This window comes from Pandoraea morbifera, assembly GCF_902459575.1.
Taxonomy (GTDB): domain Bacteria; phylum Pseudomonadota; class Gammaproteobacteria; order Burkholderiales; family Burkholderiaceae; genus Pandoraea; species Pandoraea morbifera.
In genome coordinates, this window is sequence record NZ_CABPSD010000007.1 from 190,518 (window position 1) to 205,552 (window position 15,035).

Annotated in this window: 11 protein-coding genes; 8 read left to right on the plus strand and 3 right to left on the minus strand. The window is 66.3% G+C overall.

The annotated features are described in order from the left end of the window. Genes prpC through PMO31116_RS13795 form a run of 4 tightly spaced genes read left to right on the plus strand, consistent with a single transcriptional unit; the run spans window position 1 to window position 6,445 of the window. Window positions 1-1,152, plus strand: coding sequence for a bifunctional 2-methylcitrate synthase/citrate synthase (prpC, locus tag PMO31116_RS13780; RefSeq protein WP_023595343.1), 1,152 nt, complete (start codon window positions 1-3; stop codon window positions 1,150-1,152). A gap of 7 nt (window positions 1,153-1,159) precedes the next feature. Then, window positions 1,160-3,757 (plus strand): Fe/S-dependent 2-methylisocitrate dehydratase AcnD, encoded by a 2,598-nt coding sequence (gene acnD / locus PMO31116_RS13785; RefSeq protein WP_150567207.1) that lies wholly within the window; start codon window positions 1,160-1,162, stop codon window positions 3,755-3,757. An 11-nt stretch (window positions 3,758-3,768) separates the two neighbouring features. Beyond that, on the plus strand, window positions 3,769-4,962 hold the full coding sequence (prpF, locus tag PMO31116_RS13790) for a 2-methylaconitate cis-trans isomerase PrpF (protein WP_150567208.1): 1,194 nt from the start codon (window positions 3,769-3,771) through the stop codon (window positions 4,960-4,962). A gap of 34 nt (window positions 4,963-4,996) precedes the next feature. Then, the gene (locus PMO31116_RS13795) at window positions 4,997-6,445 is read left to right on the plus strand and encodes a bifunctional 2-methylcitrate dehydratase/aconitate hydratase (protein ID WP_150567209.1); all 1,449 of its coding nucleotides are present in this window, start codon (window positions 4,997-4,999) and stop codon (window positions 6,443-6,445) included. Between the two features lie 112 nt (window positions 6,446-6,557). On the opposite strand, the gene PMO31116_RS13800 is transcribed toward PMO31116_RS13795, so the two are convergent. Further along, entirely contained in the window at window positions 6,558-7,709 is a 1,152-nt protein-coding gene (locus tag PMO31116_RS13800) for a glycerate kinase (RefSeq protein WP_150567210.1), read from the minus strand. A 473-nt stretch (window positions 7,710-8,182) separates the two neighbouring features. Between PMO31116_RS13800 and PMO31116_RS13805 the strand changes: the two genes are divergently transcribed. The 4 genes from PMO31116_RS13805 (at window position 8,183) to glpK (ending at window position 13,048) form a co-directional block, all read left to right on the plus strand. Next, on the plus strand, window positions 8,183-8,704 hold the full coding sequence (locus PMO31116_RS13805; RefSeq protein ID WP_150567211.1) for a hypothetical protein: 522 nt from the start codon (window positions 8,183-8,185) through the stop codon (window positions 8,702-8,704). A 235-nt stretch (window positions 8,705-8,939) separates the two neighbouring features. Further along, entirely contained in the window at window positions 8,940-9,788 is an 849-nt protein-coding gene (locus tag PMO31116_RS13810; protein WP_246185283.1) for a DeoR/GlpR family DNA-binding transcription regulator, read from the plus strand. Between the two features lie 182 nt (window positions 9,789-9,970). Then, window positions 9,971-11,509, plus strand: a complete 1,539-nt coding sequence (glpD, locus tag PMO31116_RS13815; protein WP_150567212.1) for a glycerol-3-phosphate dehydrogenase — start codon at window positions 9,971-9,973, stop codon at window positions 11,507-11,509. A gap of 36 nt (window positions 11,510-11,545) precedes the next feature. Next, window positions 11,546-13,048 carry a glycerol kinase GlpK gene (gene glpK, locus PMO31116_RS13820; RefSeq protein WP_150567213.1) on the plus strand — a complete coding sequence of 501 codons (1,503 nt, stop codon included), beginning with the start codon at window positions 11,546-11,548 and terminating at the stop codon, window positions 13,046-13,048. 750 nt (window positions 13,049-13,798) lie between these two features. On the opposite strand, the gene PMO31116_RS13825 is transcribed toward glpK, so the two are convergent. Both PMO31116_RS13825 and PMO31116_RS13830 read right to left on the minus strand, forming a co-directional pair. Beyond that, window positions 13,799-14,503: a fumarylacetoacetate hydrolase family protein gene (locus PMO31116_RS13825; RefSeq protein ID WP_150567214.1), complete on the minus strand. Its 705-nt coding sequence runs from the start codon at window positions 14,501-14,503 to the stop codon at window positions 13,799-13,801. An 86-nt stretch (window positions 14,504-14,589) separates the two neighbouring features. Next, the gene (locus tag PMO31116_RS13830; RefSeq protein ID WP_150567215.1) at window positions 14,590-15,009 is read right to left on the minus strand and encodes a VOC family protein; all 420 of its coding nucleotides are present in this window, start codon (window positions 15,007-15,009) and stop codon (window positions 14,590-14,592) included. Window positions 15,010-15,035 lie beyond the last annotated feature (26 nt).

A 15,035-nucleotide genomic window follows, 5' to 3' on the forward strand; every position in this document is an offset into this window, starting at 1 on the left:
ATGAGCGAGACGACTGCCACCGGCTTCAAGCCCAAGAAATCCGTCGCCCTGTCGGGCGTGACCGCCGGCAACACCGCCTTGTGTACGGTGGGCCGCTCGGGCAACGATCTGCACTATCGCGGCTATGACATCCTGGATCTGGCGCAGACCTCGGAGTTTGAGGAGATCGCCTATCTGCTGGTCTACGGCAAGCTGCCGACGGTGGCCGAACTGCGCGGCTACAAGGCCAAGCTCAAATCGCTGCGTGGCCTGCCGGCCGCAGTGAAGGAAGCCCTCGAGGCCGTGCCCGCCGCCGCGCACCCGATGGACGTGATGCGCACTGGCGTGTCCGTGCTCGGCACCGTGCTGCCCGAAAAGGACGATCACAACATTCCGGGGGCGCGCGACATCGCCGATCGCCTCATGGCGAGCCTGGGCTCGATGCTCCTGTACTGGTTCCACTACAGCCAGAATGGCGTGCGCATCGACGTCGAGACCGACGACGACAGCATCGGGGGCCACTTCCTGCATCTGCTGCACGGTCGGAAACCGTCCGACCAGTGGGTGCGCGCGATGCACACCTCGCTGATTCTGTACGCCGAGCATGAGTTCAACGCGTCGACCTTCACCGCACGCGTGATCGCGGGCACGGGTTCCGACATGCACTCGGCCATTACCGGCGCCATCGGTGCGCTACGCGGTCCGAAGCACGGCGGCGCCAACGAAGTGGCGTTCGAAGTGCAGAAGCGTTACGACTCGCCGGACGAGGCCGAGGCCGACATCCGCAAGCGCGTCGAGAACAAGGAAGTGATCATCGGCTTCGGTCACCCCGTCTATACGGTAAGCGACCCGCGCAACAAGGTCATCAAGGAAGTCGCGCATCAGTTGTCGAAAGATCAGCAGAACACGGCCATGTACGACATCGCCGAGCGTCTGGAGTCGGTCATGTGGGACGTCAAGAAGATGTTCCCGAACCTCGACTGGTTCAGCGCCGTGAGCTATCACATGATGGGCGTGCCGACCGCGATGTTCACGCCGCTGTTCGTGATCGCCCGTACGTCGGGTTGGAGCGCACACATCATCGAGCAGCGCATCGACAACAAGATCATTCGCCCGAGCGCCAACTACACCGGTCCGGAAGATCAGAAGTTCGTACCGATCGAGCAACGCTGAGCCGTCCATGAACACCGAATACCGCAAATCGCTGCCCGGCACGTCGCTTGATTACTTCGACGCCCGCGCTGCCGTCGAGGCCATCGCGCCGGGCGCCTACGACACCTTGCCCTACACGTCGCGCGTGCTCGCCGAGAACCTCGTGCGCCGGTGCGATCCGGCCACGCTGGCCGAGTCGCTCAGGCAACTGATCGAGCGACGCCGCGACCTCGACTTTCCGTGGTTTCCCGCCCGTGTGGTCTGCCACGACATTCTTGGGCAGACAGCGCTCGTCGACCTCGCCGGTCTGCGTGATGCGATTGCCGCGCAAGGGGGCGATCCGGCGCTCGTGAACCCGGTGGTGCCCACGCAACTGGTGGTCGATCACTCCCTGGCGGTGGAGTGCGGCGGTTTCGATCCGGATGCCTTCGCCAAGAACCGCGCCATCGAAGATCGCCGCAACGAAGACCGCTTCGACTTCATCAACTGGACGAAGAAGGCGTTTCGCAACGTCGACGTGATTCCGCCGGGCAACGGCATTCTTCACCAGATCAACCTGGAGCGCATGAGCCCGGTGATTCAGGTGACGGACGGCGTGGCGTATCCCGACACGCTCGTGGGCACCGATTCGCATACCCCGATGGTCGATGCCCTCGGCGTGATCGCCGTCGGCGTGGGCGGGCTCGAAGCGGAAAGCGTAATGCTCGGGCGTGCCTCGTGGATGCGTTTGCCGGACATCGTCGGCGTGGAGCTCACGGGCAAACCGCAGCCGGGCATCACCGCCACGGACATCGTGCTCGCGCTCACCGAATTCCTTCGCAAGGAAAAGGTGGTATCGACCTACCTCGAGTTCTACGGCGAGGGCGCGGCGAATCTCACCCTGGGCGATCGGGCCACGATCTCGAACATGGCCCCCGAGTTCGGTGCGACGGCGGCGATGTTCTACATCGACGCCCAGACCATCAAGTATCTGAAGCTCACCGGTCGCGATGACGCGCTCGTCGCGTTGGTCGAAACCTACGCCAGGCAGACCGGCCTGTGGGCCGACAGCCTGAAGACGGCGGTGTACGAGCGCGTGCTCCGGTTCGACTTGTCGAGCGTGGTGCGCAACATCGCGGGGCCGTCGAATCCGCACAAGCGCGTGCCCACGAGCGAGCTGGCCGCACGCGGTATCAGCGGCAAGGTGGAGAACGAGCCGGGGCGCATGCCCGATGGCGCGGTCATCATCGCCGCGATCACGAGCTGCACGAACACCAACAACCCGCGCAACATGATCGCGGCGGGGCTCTTCGCGCGCAATGCGAATCGCGCCGGCCTGGCGCGCAAGCCGTGGGTGAAAAGTTCGCTGGCCCCCGGATCGAAGGCCGTCACGCTGTATCTCGAAGCGGCGGGGCTGCTGCCTGAACTGGAGAAGCTCGGCTTCGGCGTGGTCGCGTACGCTTGCACGTCGTGCAACGGCATGTCGGGTGCGCTCGACCCGGCGATCCAGCAGGAGATCATCGAGCGCGACCTTTACGCGACCGCGGTGCTCTCGGGCAACCGCAACTTCGACGGCCGCATCCACCCGTACGCGAAGCAGGCGTTTCTCGCATCGCCGCCGCTGGTGGTGGCCTACGCCATTGCCGGCACGATCCGCTTCGACATCGAAAAAGACGTACTCGGCGTGGATGCCGACGGCAAGCCGCTGCGCCTGGCCGATCTGTGGCCGACCGACGAGGAGATCGATGCGATCGTCGCCAGCAGCGTCAAGCCGGAGCAGTTCCGACGCGTGTACGAGCCCATGTTCGCCGCATCGATGGAGCAGGGCGAGCGCGCCGAGCCGCTGTACGACTGGCGCGAGAAGAGTACCTACATTCGCCGTCCGCCCTACTGGGAAGGCGCCCTGGCCGGCGAGCGCACGCTTCGCGGCATGCGGGCGCTCGCCGTGCTGGGCGACAACATCACGACCGATCATCTCTCGCCGTCGAACGCCATCATGGCCGACAGCGCGGCGGGTGAGTATCTGGCGAAGATGGGCCTGCCGGAAGAGGACTTCAACTCGTACGCCACGCACCGCGGCGATCACCTGACGGCGCAACGCGCCACGTTCGCCAACCCGACGCTCAGAAACGAGATGGTCGTGGTCGACGGTCAGGTCAAGGCGGGCTCGCTCGCGCGCATCGAGCCCGAAGGCAAGATCACGCGCATGTGGGAAGCGATCGAGACTTACATGGCGCGCAAGCAGCCGCTCATCGTGATCGCCGGGGCCGACTACGGTCAGGGCTCGTCGCGGGACTGGGCGGCCAAGGGCGTGCGTCTGGCGGGCACCGAGGCGATCGTGGCGGAGGGCTTCGAGCGTATTCACCGCACCAACCTCGTGGGCATGGGTGTGTTGCCGCTCGAATTCAAGCCGGGCACCAACCGCAAGACGCTTGGCATCGACGGCAGCGAGACGTTCGACGTGATCGGCGAGCGCACGCCGCGCGCCGAGCTGACGCTGGTGATTCATCGGCGCAACGGCGAGCGTGTGGAGGTGCCCGTGACCTGCCGTCTCGATACGGCGGAGGAAGTCTCGATCTACGAGGCGGGCGGGGTGCTGCAGCGCTTCGCGCAGGACTTTCTGGAATCGTCGCAAGCGGCGGCCTGAGGAGAGACGTGATGGCGCATCAGCCACAAATCCGCATTCCCGCCACGTATATGCGCGGCGGCACCAGCAAGGGCGTGTTTTTCCGGCTTCAGGATCTGCCGCCCGCGGCGCAGATGCCGGGCGCGGCGCGCGACGCGCTGCTCATGCGCGTGATCGGCAGCCCCGACCCGTATGGCAAGCAGATCGACGGCATGGGCGGCGCCACGTCGAGCACGAGCAAGACGGTCATCATCGCGAAGAGCGAGCGGCCCGGGCACGATGTGGATTACCTGTTTGGGCAGGTCTCGATCGACTCGAAGTTCGTCGACTGGAGCGGCAATTGCGGCAATCTGTCGGCGGCCGTCGGCCCGTTCGCCATCAGTGGCGGACTGGTCGATCCGGCGCGGGTGCCGCGCGATGGCGTGGCCGTCGTGCGCATCTGGCAGGCGAACATCGGCAAGACGATCGTTGCGCACGTGCCGATGACCGACGGTGCCGTGCAGGAGACGGGAGATTTCGAGCTCGACGGCGTGACCTTTCCCGCCGCGGAAGTGCAACTGGAATTTCTCGACCCGGCCGCCGAGGAAGACGGTGAAGGCGGCGGGGCGATGTTCCCGACAGGCCAACTCGTCGACGACCTTGAAGTGCCCGGCGTGGGCACGTTCAAGGCCACGATGATCAATGCCGGCATTCCGACCATCTTCCTCAACGCGGAGGATATCGGCTACCGCGGCACGGAATTGCAGGACGCGATCAACGGCGACCCCAAGGCACTCGCGATGTTCGAGACGATCCGAGCGCACGGGGCGATTCGCATGGGACTGATCAAGGACGTGTCGGAGGCGGCTACCCGCCAGCACACGCCGAAGGTCGCGTTCGTGGCGAAGCCGGCGAGCTACACAGCGTCGAGCGGCAAGGTCGTCGACGCGGGCGACATCGACTTGCTGGTGCGCGCGCTGTCGATGGGCAAGCTGCATCACGCGATGATGGGCACGGCGGCGGTCTGCATCGGGGCTGCGGCCTCGATTCCTGGCACGCTCGTCAATCTGGCGGCCGGCGGCGGGGCGCGCAACGCCGTGCGCTTCGGGCATCCGTCGGGCACGCTGCGCGTGGGTGCCGAGGCGAAGGAAGTTGGCGGCGAATGGACGGTCACGAAGGCGATCATGAGCCGCAGCGCGCGCGTGTTGATGGAAGGATGGGTGCGCGTTCCCGGGGACGCGTTCTGAAGGTGAACCGCTGATGCGTTGACGGAGGTGGACAATGTCCTCAGGAATCTCGAACGTGCGCCCCGCACCCGACAAGGTTCTCACGGACATCGTCGACTACGTCCTCTCCTACGAGATCCGCAGCGATCTCGCCTTCGAGACCGCCCGCCTTTGTCTGATCGACACGCTTGGCTGTGGCTTCGAAGCGCTCTCCTATCCCGCCTGCACCAAATTGCTCGGGCCGATCGTGCCGGGCACGGTCGTGCCCAACGGCGCGAAGGTGCCCGGCACGCCGTATCAGCTCGACCCGGTACAGGCGGCGTTCAGCCTCGGGGCAATGATTCGCTGGCTCGACTTCAACGACACGTGGCTGGCGGCCGAGTGGGGTCATCCGTCCGATAACCTGGGTGGCATTCTGATGACCGCCGACTGGCTGTCGCGCACGGCCGTGGCGCAGGGGCTGCCCGCGCTCACGATGCGCCATGTGCTCGCCGCCATGATCAAGGCGCACGAAATCCAGGGCTGTCTCGCGCTGGAAAACGCGTTCAATCAGGTCGGGCTCGATCACGTGGTGCTGGTGAAGGTGGCGTCGACCGCGGTCGTTGGGGAAATGCTCGGTCTGTCGCGAGACGAAATGATCAATGCGCTATCGCTAGCGTTCGTCGACGGTCAGAGCCTGCGCACCTATAGGCATGCCCCCAACACCGGCAGCCGGAAGTCCTGGGCGGCGGGCGATGCGACCAGCCGTGCGGTGCGTCTCGCGCTCATGGCCCGCACCGGGGAAATGGGGTATCCGTCGGTACTCACGGCGAAGACGTGGGGCTTCTATGACGTGCTTTTCCACGGGCGGCCGTTTGCGTTCCAGCGACCCTATGGGACCTATGTCATGGAGAACGTGCTGTTCAAGGTCTCGTTTCCCGCCGAATTCCACGCGCAAACGGCCGCCGAGGCGGCGATGACGCTGCATGGTCGCCTGCAGGCGATGGGGCGCAGTGCGCAGGACATCGCCTCGGTCGTCATTCGCACGCATGCGGCGGCGATTCGCATCATCGACAAGCAGGGGCCGCTTGCCAATCCTGCCGACCGCGATCACTGCATCCAGTACATGGTGGCGGTGCCGCTGTTGTTCGGGCGGCTCACGGCCGACGACTACGAAGACGAGGTCGCGGCCGATCCGCGCATCGACGCGTTACGCGCGAAGATCGTCTGCCAGGAAGACCCGCAGTTCACTCGCGACTACCACGATCCGGACAAGCGCTCGATCGCCAACGGATTGACGGTGGCGCTCGCCGACGGTACCCGGCTCGACGAAGTGCTGGTGGAGTATCCGATTGGCCACAGGCGCCGTCGGGCGCAGGGCATGCCGCTGCTCGTGGAGAAATTCAAGACGAACCTCGCCCGGCGCTTCGCCGCGCGACAGCAGACGCGTATTCTGGACGTTGCGCTCGATCAGCAGCGACTCGAGGCCATGCCCGTGCACCAGTTCGTCGATTTGCTGGTGTGACGGGCGGGCGCGCCAGCGTGCCGCCGCGCCGTCGTCGAAGCGACGCGCGATGAGGAGAGACGAGACGCGGCGCGCGATGCACTCGATGTGATCGATTTGGGCAGCGGGGGCCTCACGCTTTGTGCGAGTACCGCAGGCGGGCCATCTGTTCGGCGCTGTCGGTCAGCAGTCCGGCGGCATCGGCGATGGCCTTTTCCAGCGTGGTCGGCCCGAAAGTCAGCGAGAAGCAACCGGAGAACACGCGCGAGAGGTTCTCGAGCGCACTGCGGTCGATGGCGCCGGACAGCAGGGAGGCCGTCGCCCCCGCCTTGATCGCAACTTGAGCGGCGATCATCGGGGTCTTGCCGGAGAGCGTCTGGCCGTCGCTGCGACCTTCGCCGGTGATGAGCCAGTCGGCGCCTTCCACCGCTTGCGGCAGTCCGACCCGCTCGGCCACGACCTCGGCGCCGGAACGGAACTGCGCGCCCAGCAGATGCAGGGCGAAGCCCAGTCCGCCCGCCGCACCGGCGCCAGCACGGCTGGCGGCCTCGTTGGCATTGAACGCGCGATGCGCATGTCCGGCGAAGTGCGCGATGGCGCGGTCGAGCGGTTCGATCTGCGCTTGGCTTACTCCCTTCTGCGGCCCGAAGATCGCCGTGGCGCCCTGCGTGCCGTTGAGCGGATTGTTCACATCGGACATGGCGATCAGTTCGCAGTCCTTCAGACGTGCGTCGAGACCGTTCAGATCGATGGAGGACACCCGGTGCAGGGCGGCGGGTACCGGCGGCACCACTTCGCCCGCGTCGTCGAGCAGTCGCGCACCGAGGCCGACGAGCAGGCCGGCGCCGCCGTCGTTCGTGCTGCTGCCCCCCAGGCCGATGAGCACGCGGCGCGCGCCGGTGTCGAGCAGGGCGCGCAGCAATTCGCCAAGGCCTACGGTCGTGCGCTCCGCCACGGGCGTCTGCATGCCGACCGGATCGGTGATGCTCACCACGTTGGCGCTCTCGAGCACACCGGTGCCGTCGGGCATCACGCCGTACTCGGCCGTCACCGACGCCTGACCCGCGCCGCGCACCGACAGCGGCACGCGGCGTCCGCCGGCCGAGAGCAGGGCGTCGAGCGTGCCCTCGCCGCCGTCGGCCATGGGGCGCAGTCGCAAATCGGCCTGCGGCACCGCTCGCGCGATGCCTGCGGCAATGGCGCGCGCCACTTCCGGCGCACTCAACGAACCTTTGAACGAATCGGGGGCGATGACGATGATCGGGGCTTGCGCGTTGCTGGACATGGAAATCGGGACAGTCGCAAAAATGGATACGGATTGGCGGCGCTCGCGCGCGCCACGGGTGCCAACATGCTTCGGCCCGCGTCGTTTTCGCTTGTGGCGTACCGACCGGACGGTCAATCCGGGGCCCGGTGGGCGGGGGGCGCTTCGGCTCGCGGCAGGATCGTGCGCGAGGCGCAGCGGCGCAGTGTGACAGAAACCAGCAATATACGCGATTCGGGCCAGCGCGCATTGCGCGAATTGCCATGCTATGAATAACACGAGTAAGATGAGCGCCAACTGGCGGTGCGCGGCAGACGATACGCCCGCGGTGCCAGCGCCGAATTCGGCAGGACTAACGAACATGACGGCGTGCGTTGCGGCCTGACACGGATGCATCAAGACATCGCGTGGCCGCAGCCATTGGGCGCCGCGACCAGATACCAGGTTGTCGTCACCAGGGCGCCCGCCCGCGCGGCCGGCGCCGAGCAAGCCGCGTGCGACAACCGTTTGCAAGCGTGGAGCAGGGCATGAACCGGGGAATGGACAGGATTTCCGTTACGATGCGCGGGACAACGCGCAGTGTTGCGGGGGCGCTGGCGCTGGCCATGTGGTTGGCCGGTTGCGCACCGACGGCACCCGTCGTGGCGAAGGACGAACCACCGCTGGGCAGCGTCGCCGACGTTGCACCGGAAAATGTAAAAGTCGAGACGTTGCCGGCCTATCGCGACACGGTCGAGGATGCTCGCGCGAACGGGGCGGTCTGGCAGGGGTCGTCCAAAAAGACGTATGTGCGTGTGAGCGCCTGCACGGCGCGACTGTGGAAGAAGCAACTGCCGTACGCTCGCCTGCAGCGAAGCAAGGCAGGTGCCGGCCAGACGCTGCAACTCTCTTCGTCCGAAGACGGCGTGCTCGCCATTCTCGACCTGGCGCCGCACCGACCGGGCAGCGAAGGCTCGCTCTATCTGGGTGCCACGGGCCCGCAATCGCTTGCCGACGCCGTGCGTCAGTGCCTCTGAGCCGGTCCTCGCGAATCGCCGGGGGATTCCAGCCCGGCGCGCGCGACACGCCCCTCCTCACCCGGTCGCGCGATCTCGCGCCACACTGAGCCAGCCCACCAGCCTACCGGACCAAGCGGATGGCCGCGCCGGCTGTCACGCTGCCGTCACCGACATGCCATACAACGGCGGGGTATCATGACGGCACACGCGCGGCCGCCCGGGCCGTGCGAAGGCTTTTACTGCGTGCGTTCCGATGTCCCATACCGAATCCGCCGAAACTGTCGCACCCGCCGGTGCCTCCGAGGCGCTCGCTGTCGGCGGCGACGCCGCGCCTGCTTCCCTTAACCCGCGTCAGGAAGCGCTCTTCGATGCGGTTCGACGTGACGGCTTTCTCACGGTCGACGAGCTCGCGGTGCGTTTCGACGTCACGCCGCAAACGATCCGTCGCGATATCAACTTTCTGGCCGAGCGCAAGTGGGTGCGGCGTTACCACGGCGGCGTGGGGTTGCCGGGCGGCGCGGAGAACGACGCCTACGACGCCCGCCAAACCCAGCGCGCCGACGAGAAGCGTCGTATCGCCGTGCGCCTTGCCGAGCAGATTCCCGATCACGCTTCGCTCTTCATCAACCTCGGCACCACGACCGAAGCGGTCGCGCGCGCGCTCTCGCGGCATCGCGGACTGCGCGTCATCACCAACAACCTGCACGTGGCGGCCATGATGAGCAGCTACGCGGATGCCGAGGTCATCATCACCGGCGGCGTCGTTCGCGCCCGGGACCAGGGCGTGACCGGCGAAGCGACACTCGATTTCATCCGTCAGTTCAAGGTCGATTTCGGCATCGTGGGCATCTCGGCCATCGATGCCGACGGCACGCTGCGTGACTTCGACTATCGCGAAGTGCGCGTCGCCGAGGCCATCATCGCGCATTCGCGCACCGTGTTTTTGGCCGCGGATCACAGCAAGTTCGGCCGCCCCGCGCTCGTCCGCCTGGGCCATTTGTCGCAAATCGACGCGCTTTTCACCGACCGCCCGGTGCCCCCGGGCATGGCACAGGTCATCGCCGAGGCCGGCACGCGGGTCCACGTGGCCGACGACGTCTGATCCCCGCCGCGGACTCGCGCATCAGCACCGCAAAATGCGCGAATCCGAAACTCAAATCGCGTGATATGTTAGAATTCGAACATTGATGTTCGTATGTGAACGCAATGCGGATACAAAACGAACGCCAAGCGAACATTTTCGAACTTTCACTGATTTGATGCTCATTTCCCGGGAGTGACGCCGTGCAGACACCCGCCCAATCGCCATCGGACAACCCGCTTACCCCGTACGACCTGCTGGTCGTGGGTGGGGGCATCAACGGCACGGGCATTGCGCGCGACGCGGCCGGGCGTGGCCTTCGCGTGCTGCTCGTCGAGCAGGACGACCTGGCCTCGCATACATCGTCCGCCAGCACCAAGCTGATTCACGGTGGGTTGCGCTATCTCGAGTATTACGAATTCGGTCTGGTGCGCAAGGCGTTGCAGGAGCGTGAGGTGTTGCTGCGCGCGGCACCGCACATCATGTGGCCGTTGCGCTTTGTCATGCCGCACATGCCGAATCTGCGCCCGGCGTGGCTGATTCGCGCGGGCCTGTTCCTGTACGATCATCTGGCACGACGCGAAATCCTGCCCGGCTCGCGCGGCATCGATCTGCGCCGGCATCCGGCCGGCGCGCCGCTGCGGCGCGATCTGACGCGCGGTTTCGTCTACTCCGACGGCTGGGTGCAGGACGCGCGCCTGGTCGTGCTCAATGCGCAGGATGCCGCCGAGCGCGGCGCGACGATCCTGACTCGCGCGCGGCTCATCGGCGCCGAGCGCGGCGACACGCTGTGGACCGCCCAGCTGGAAACCCCGGAAGGCACGCATCAGACCGTGCGCGCGAGGGCCATCGTCAATGCGGCGGGACCGTGGGTCGGACATTTGCTGGGTGACGTGCTCCGCCAGCAGGCAACGCACCGCGTGCGCATGGTCAAGGGCAGTCACATCGTCACGCGCAAGCTGTTCGATCACGATCACGCCTATATCTTCCAGAACCCCGACAAGCGCATCATTTTTGCGATTCCGTACGAGGGTGAGTTCACGCTGATCGGCACGACCGATATCGAATACCACGGCGACCCGGCAAAGGTGGCGATCGACGACGAAGAGATCGCCTACCTCTGCAAGTCGGCGAGCGAATATTTCACCAAGGCAATCGCGCCGGCCGACGTCGTATGGACTTACGCGGGTGTGCGTCCGCTGATGGAGGAGGATGTCTCGAATCCGTCGGCCGTCACGCGCGACTACACGCTCGAACTCGACGCCCCGGTCAGTCGCGCGCCGCTGCTCTCGGTCTTCGGGGGCAAGATCACGACCTACCGCCGCCTGGCCGAGGAGGCCATGTCGCACCTGCGAGGCCCTCTCGGGTTCACGCACGGCGACTGGACGGCGGGGGCACCGCTGCCGGGCGGCGACATGGGGCAGCCGGACGCCGGCGCCTTCGCGGCGTCGCTACAGGCGCAGCTGCCGTGGTTGCCTCCGACGCTCGCGCAGCGCTATGCGCACACGTACGGCACGCGCACGCACGTCCTCATTGGCGACGCCAATTCGCTCGACGGTCTGGGCGAGTGTGTCTGCGGCGATCTCTACGACGCCGAGCTTCGCTATCTTGTGCAGTACGAATGGGCGTGCACCCCGCAGGACGTGCTGTGGCGTCGCACCAAGCTTGGCCTGCATGTCGGTCCGCAAGGCGAGGCGCGCGTGCGGGAATGGTTCGCGCAGCATAGGGAAATGGCCGCCTGAGTGCCGTTACCAGCGAAGAGACAGGAGACAAGCACGATGGCAGGGGGCAAGTACATCCTCGCGTTCGATCAGGGCACCACCAGTTCCCGGGCGCTGCTGTTCGATCGGGACGGCCGCGTCGTGTCGACCGCGCAGAAAGAGTTTCGCCAGATTTATCCGCATCCGGGCTGGGTCGAACACGACCCGCGCGAGATCTGGGCAACCCAGGCTGGCGTTGCCGCCGAGGCGCTCACGCATGCCGGTGTCGGTGGGGGCGATATCGCCGCCATCGGGATCACCAACCAGCGAGAGACGACCCTCGTGTGGGACCGGCGGACGGGCGAGCCCGTGTACAACGCGATCGTCTGGCAGGACCGTCGCACGGCGGACTTCTGCGACGGTCTGCGCGCAGACGGCCATGAGGCGCTCGTCGCGAGCCGCACCGGTCTGCGGGTCGACGCCTACTTCTCAGGCAGCAAGGTGCGCTGGATTCTCGACAACGTCGACGGCGCGCGCGACGCGGCCGAAGCCGGGCATCTCGCGTTCGGCACGGTCGACAGCTGGCTCGTGTGGCATCTCACGGGCGGCAGGCTGCACGTGACCGACGTGTCGAATGCGTCGCGCACCATGCTTTTCAACATTCACTCGCTCCAGTGGGACGACGAACTGCTTGCGCTGCTCGGCGTGCCGCGCACCATGTTGCCGGACGTGCGTTCGTCGAGCGAAGTGTACGGTCACACGGCGACGCCGCTGTTTTCCGCGTCGGTGCCGATTGCCGGCATCGCGGGCGATCAGCAGGCGGCGCTCTTCGGCCAGATGTGTCTCGCGCCGGGCATGGTGAAGAACACGTATGGCACCGGTTGCTTCATGGTGATGAACACCGGCGACAAGCCGCAGGTGTCGAGCCACAACCTGCTCACGACCGTGGCCTGGAAGATCGGCGACCGTGTGGACTACGCGCTGGAGGGCAGCATCTTCATCGGCGGCGCGGTGGTTCAGTGGTTACGCGACGGACTGGGCATCATCCGACATTCGCGCGACGTCGAGGCGCTCGCGACCAGCGTGCCCGACGCCGACGGCGTGGTACTCGTTCCCGCCTTCGCCGGTCTTGGCGCACCGCACTGGCAGCCGCGCGCGCGCGGCACGCTGTTCGGCGCCACGCGCGGCACGACGGCCGCGCATGTGGCGCGTGCGGCACTCGACAGCATCGCCTTCCAGACGCTCGATGTGCTGCGTGCGATGGAAGCCGATGCGGGCATGCGTGTGGCCGAGCTGCGCGTCGACGGCGGGGCGGCCGCGAACGATCTGCTCATGCAGTGGCAGGCGGACCTGCTCGGCGCGGATGTCGTGCGGCCGGAGGTCATCGAAACGACGGCCGCCGGGGCTGCTTATCTGGCGGGGCTGGCGGTCGGCTTCTGGCCGGATATCGACACGCTCGAACGTCAGTGGAAACTCCAGCGACGCTTCTCTCGTCATCTGTCCGAGGACGAGATCGCGCGGGCGGTGAGCCGTTGGCAGCGCGCGGTACGGGCGGCGAAGTACTGGGCGGAAGACACCTGAGCGAGCGCCGTCGTCAGCGCAACGCCCGGCCCGGTGCGACGTGGCGGCGATCGCCGGCGGCATCGTGACGCCGGTGTCGCCAGCTCGCGCATCGTTCGCGCGGATGGCGCCGGGCCGATTTCGCCGGGCTCGCCGGTGAGAGCGAGCGGGCGCAGGGACTCAGGGCGCAAGGCCCGGTTCGGCGCATTTGCATGATCCCCTCCCTGACGGTGTCGGCCGTCGATTTCCAGCCTGAGGTGCAATCCATCCGCGCTCGGGGCGCTCCCGGCGAAGGATAGGCATCGGGCGTGCCGGGGCCATGTGGCGTTCATGGCTTGAATCCCGAGACAGTCGACTCAGCGAAGAGGCTTCCCCGAGAGCGGACGGCTTGCCCCATGCTTTATGCGAGAAGCATGCCAATCGATGCAAGCCAATGAATTCAATGGGGAATTCACCATTCGAAACGCGTGGGTCGCCAGGGTGCGCGCGAAAACGTTTCAGGATTGAAAGGCTGCCTGGGCGGCTCGCGGAAAATGTTGCATCGCAGGGATTCGATTGCCGAAGGGGCAAGCGGCGAGAAGGGCAATACCGTATCGGTGACGGCAAATTAGGCAATGGACTTGACAGTCAATGCCGGCGGGCATTTGCGCCGTCGGCAGGTGACTTATACAAAGGGTTATCAACAGATGCTGTGGATATCCTTGGGGGGCTGTCGTGCGGCAAGCCCGCCCCGGTCGAGAGACCGGAACGGGCGGGTGGGGCATCGCGGCGTCAGGCGGCCGGTGCGTTGCCGATGGTGAAGGCGATCTCGCCGACGCCCGCAACCCCTGCGCTCACCTTGTCGCCGGGCTCGAGCGGTCCCACGCCGGCCGGCGTGCCCGTGAAGATCAGGTCGCCCGGAGCCAGCCGGACGCTGCGCGAGATCTCGGCGATGAGATCGGGAACGGACCAGATCAGTTCGTTGAGGTCGCCCGTCTGACGATTCTCGCCGTTCACGTCCAGCCACACGCGGCCTTCCTTCGGATGGCCGACCTGCGCCACCGCGTGCAGGGGGCCGCACGGCGCCGAGGCGTCGAACGCCTTGCCCCAGTCCCACGGGCGGCGCGTGTCCTTGGCCTGCTGTTGCAGGTCACGACGGGTGAGGTCCACACCGACGCCATATCCCCAGACCAGCGACAGCGCCTGGCTTGCGTCGACGTTCTCGCCCGGCGCGCCGATGGCCACCACCAGCTCGATTTCGTGATGCAGCTCGCGGGTGAGCGGCGGGTAGGGCAGCGTGCCGCTGGCGGGCACCACGGCGTCGGCCGGCTTCATGAAGAAGAAGGGCGGCTCGCGGTCCGGATTGCTGCCCATCTCGCGCGCGTGGGCGGCGTAGTTACGGCCGACGCAGAATACGCGGCGCACGGGAAAGCGGGCATCGCTGCCCGCCACGGCGACGGACGCCTGGGGCGGCGCCGAAATGACGAATTGGCTCATGAGAAGACTCGGGTCCGGTATGCAACAAAAGCGGAAACAACAACCAATCAAACGGCATGGGCGCTGCCGATCGACAGCGCCTCGAATTACTTGGCAAAAACCTGCGACATGTCTGCAAACGCCTTGAACTCCAACGCGTTGCCCGCCGGATCGTAAAAGAACAGCGTGGCTTGCTCGCCCACCTGGCCGGCGAAGCGGATGTGAGGCTCGATCACGAAGCGCGTGCCCGCCGCGCGAAGCCGGTCGGCGAGCCCGTGCCATGCGGGCATGTCAAGGATAACGCCGAAATGCGGCACCGGTACTTCGTCCCCGTCGACCGGATTGGTGATGCGCCTGCCGGCATCGTCCGGCGAGAGGTGGGCGACCAGTTGATGGCCGAAGAAGTCGAAGTCGATCCAGTGGTCCGAGCTACGGCCTTCCGCACAGCCCATCACGCCACCATAGAAGCGGCGCGCGGCTTCGAGGTCGTCGACCGGAAACGCAAGGTGAAAGAGTGGTGTTGCCATGCAGGACTCCCGTGCAATGTGGGGTT

What these genes read in the sequence shown, in the direction of transcription:
- prpC (WP_023595343.1), top strand. Translation starts at nt 1, where the DNA reads ATGAGCGAGACGACTGCCACCGGCTTCAAGCCCAAGAAATCCGTCGCC.
- acnD (WP_150567207.1), top strand. Translation starts at nt 1,160, where the DNA reads ATGAACACCGAATACCGCAAATCGCTGCCCGGCACGTCGCTTGATTAC.
- prpF (WP_150567208.1), top strand. Translation starts at nt 3,769, where the DNA reads ATGGCGCATCAGCCACAAATCCGCATTCCCGCCACGTATATGCGCGGC.
- PMO31116_RS13795 (WP_150567209.1), top strand. Translation starts at nt 4,997, where the DNA reads ATGTCCTCAGGAATCTCGAACGTGCGCCCCGCACCCGACAAGGTTCTC.
- PMO31116_RS13800 (WP_150567210.1), bottom strand. Translation starts at nt 7,709, where the DNA reads ATGTCCAGCAACGCGCAAGCCCCGATCATCGTCATCGCCCCCGATTCG.
- PMO31116_RS13810 (WP_246185283.1), top strand. Translation starts at nt 8,940, where the DNA reads ATGTCCCATACCGAATCCGCCGAAACTGTCGCACCCGCCGGTGCCTCC.
- glpK (WP_150567213.1), top strand. Translation starts at nt 11,546, where the DNA reads ATGGCAGGGGGCAAGTACATCCTCGCGTTCGATCAGGGCACCACCAGT.
- PMO31116_RS13825 (WP_150567214.1), bottom strand. Translation starts at nt 14,503, where the DNA reads ATGAGCCAATTCGTCATTTCGGCGCCGCCCCAGGCGTCCGTCGCCGTG.
- PMO31116_RS13830 (WP_150567215.1), bottom strand. Translation starts at nt 15,009, where the DNA reads ATGGCAACACCACTCTTTCACCTTGCGTTTCCGGTCGACGACCTCGAA.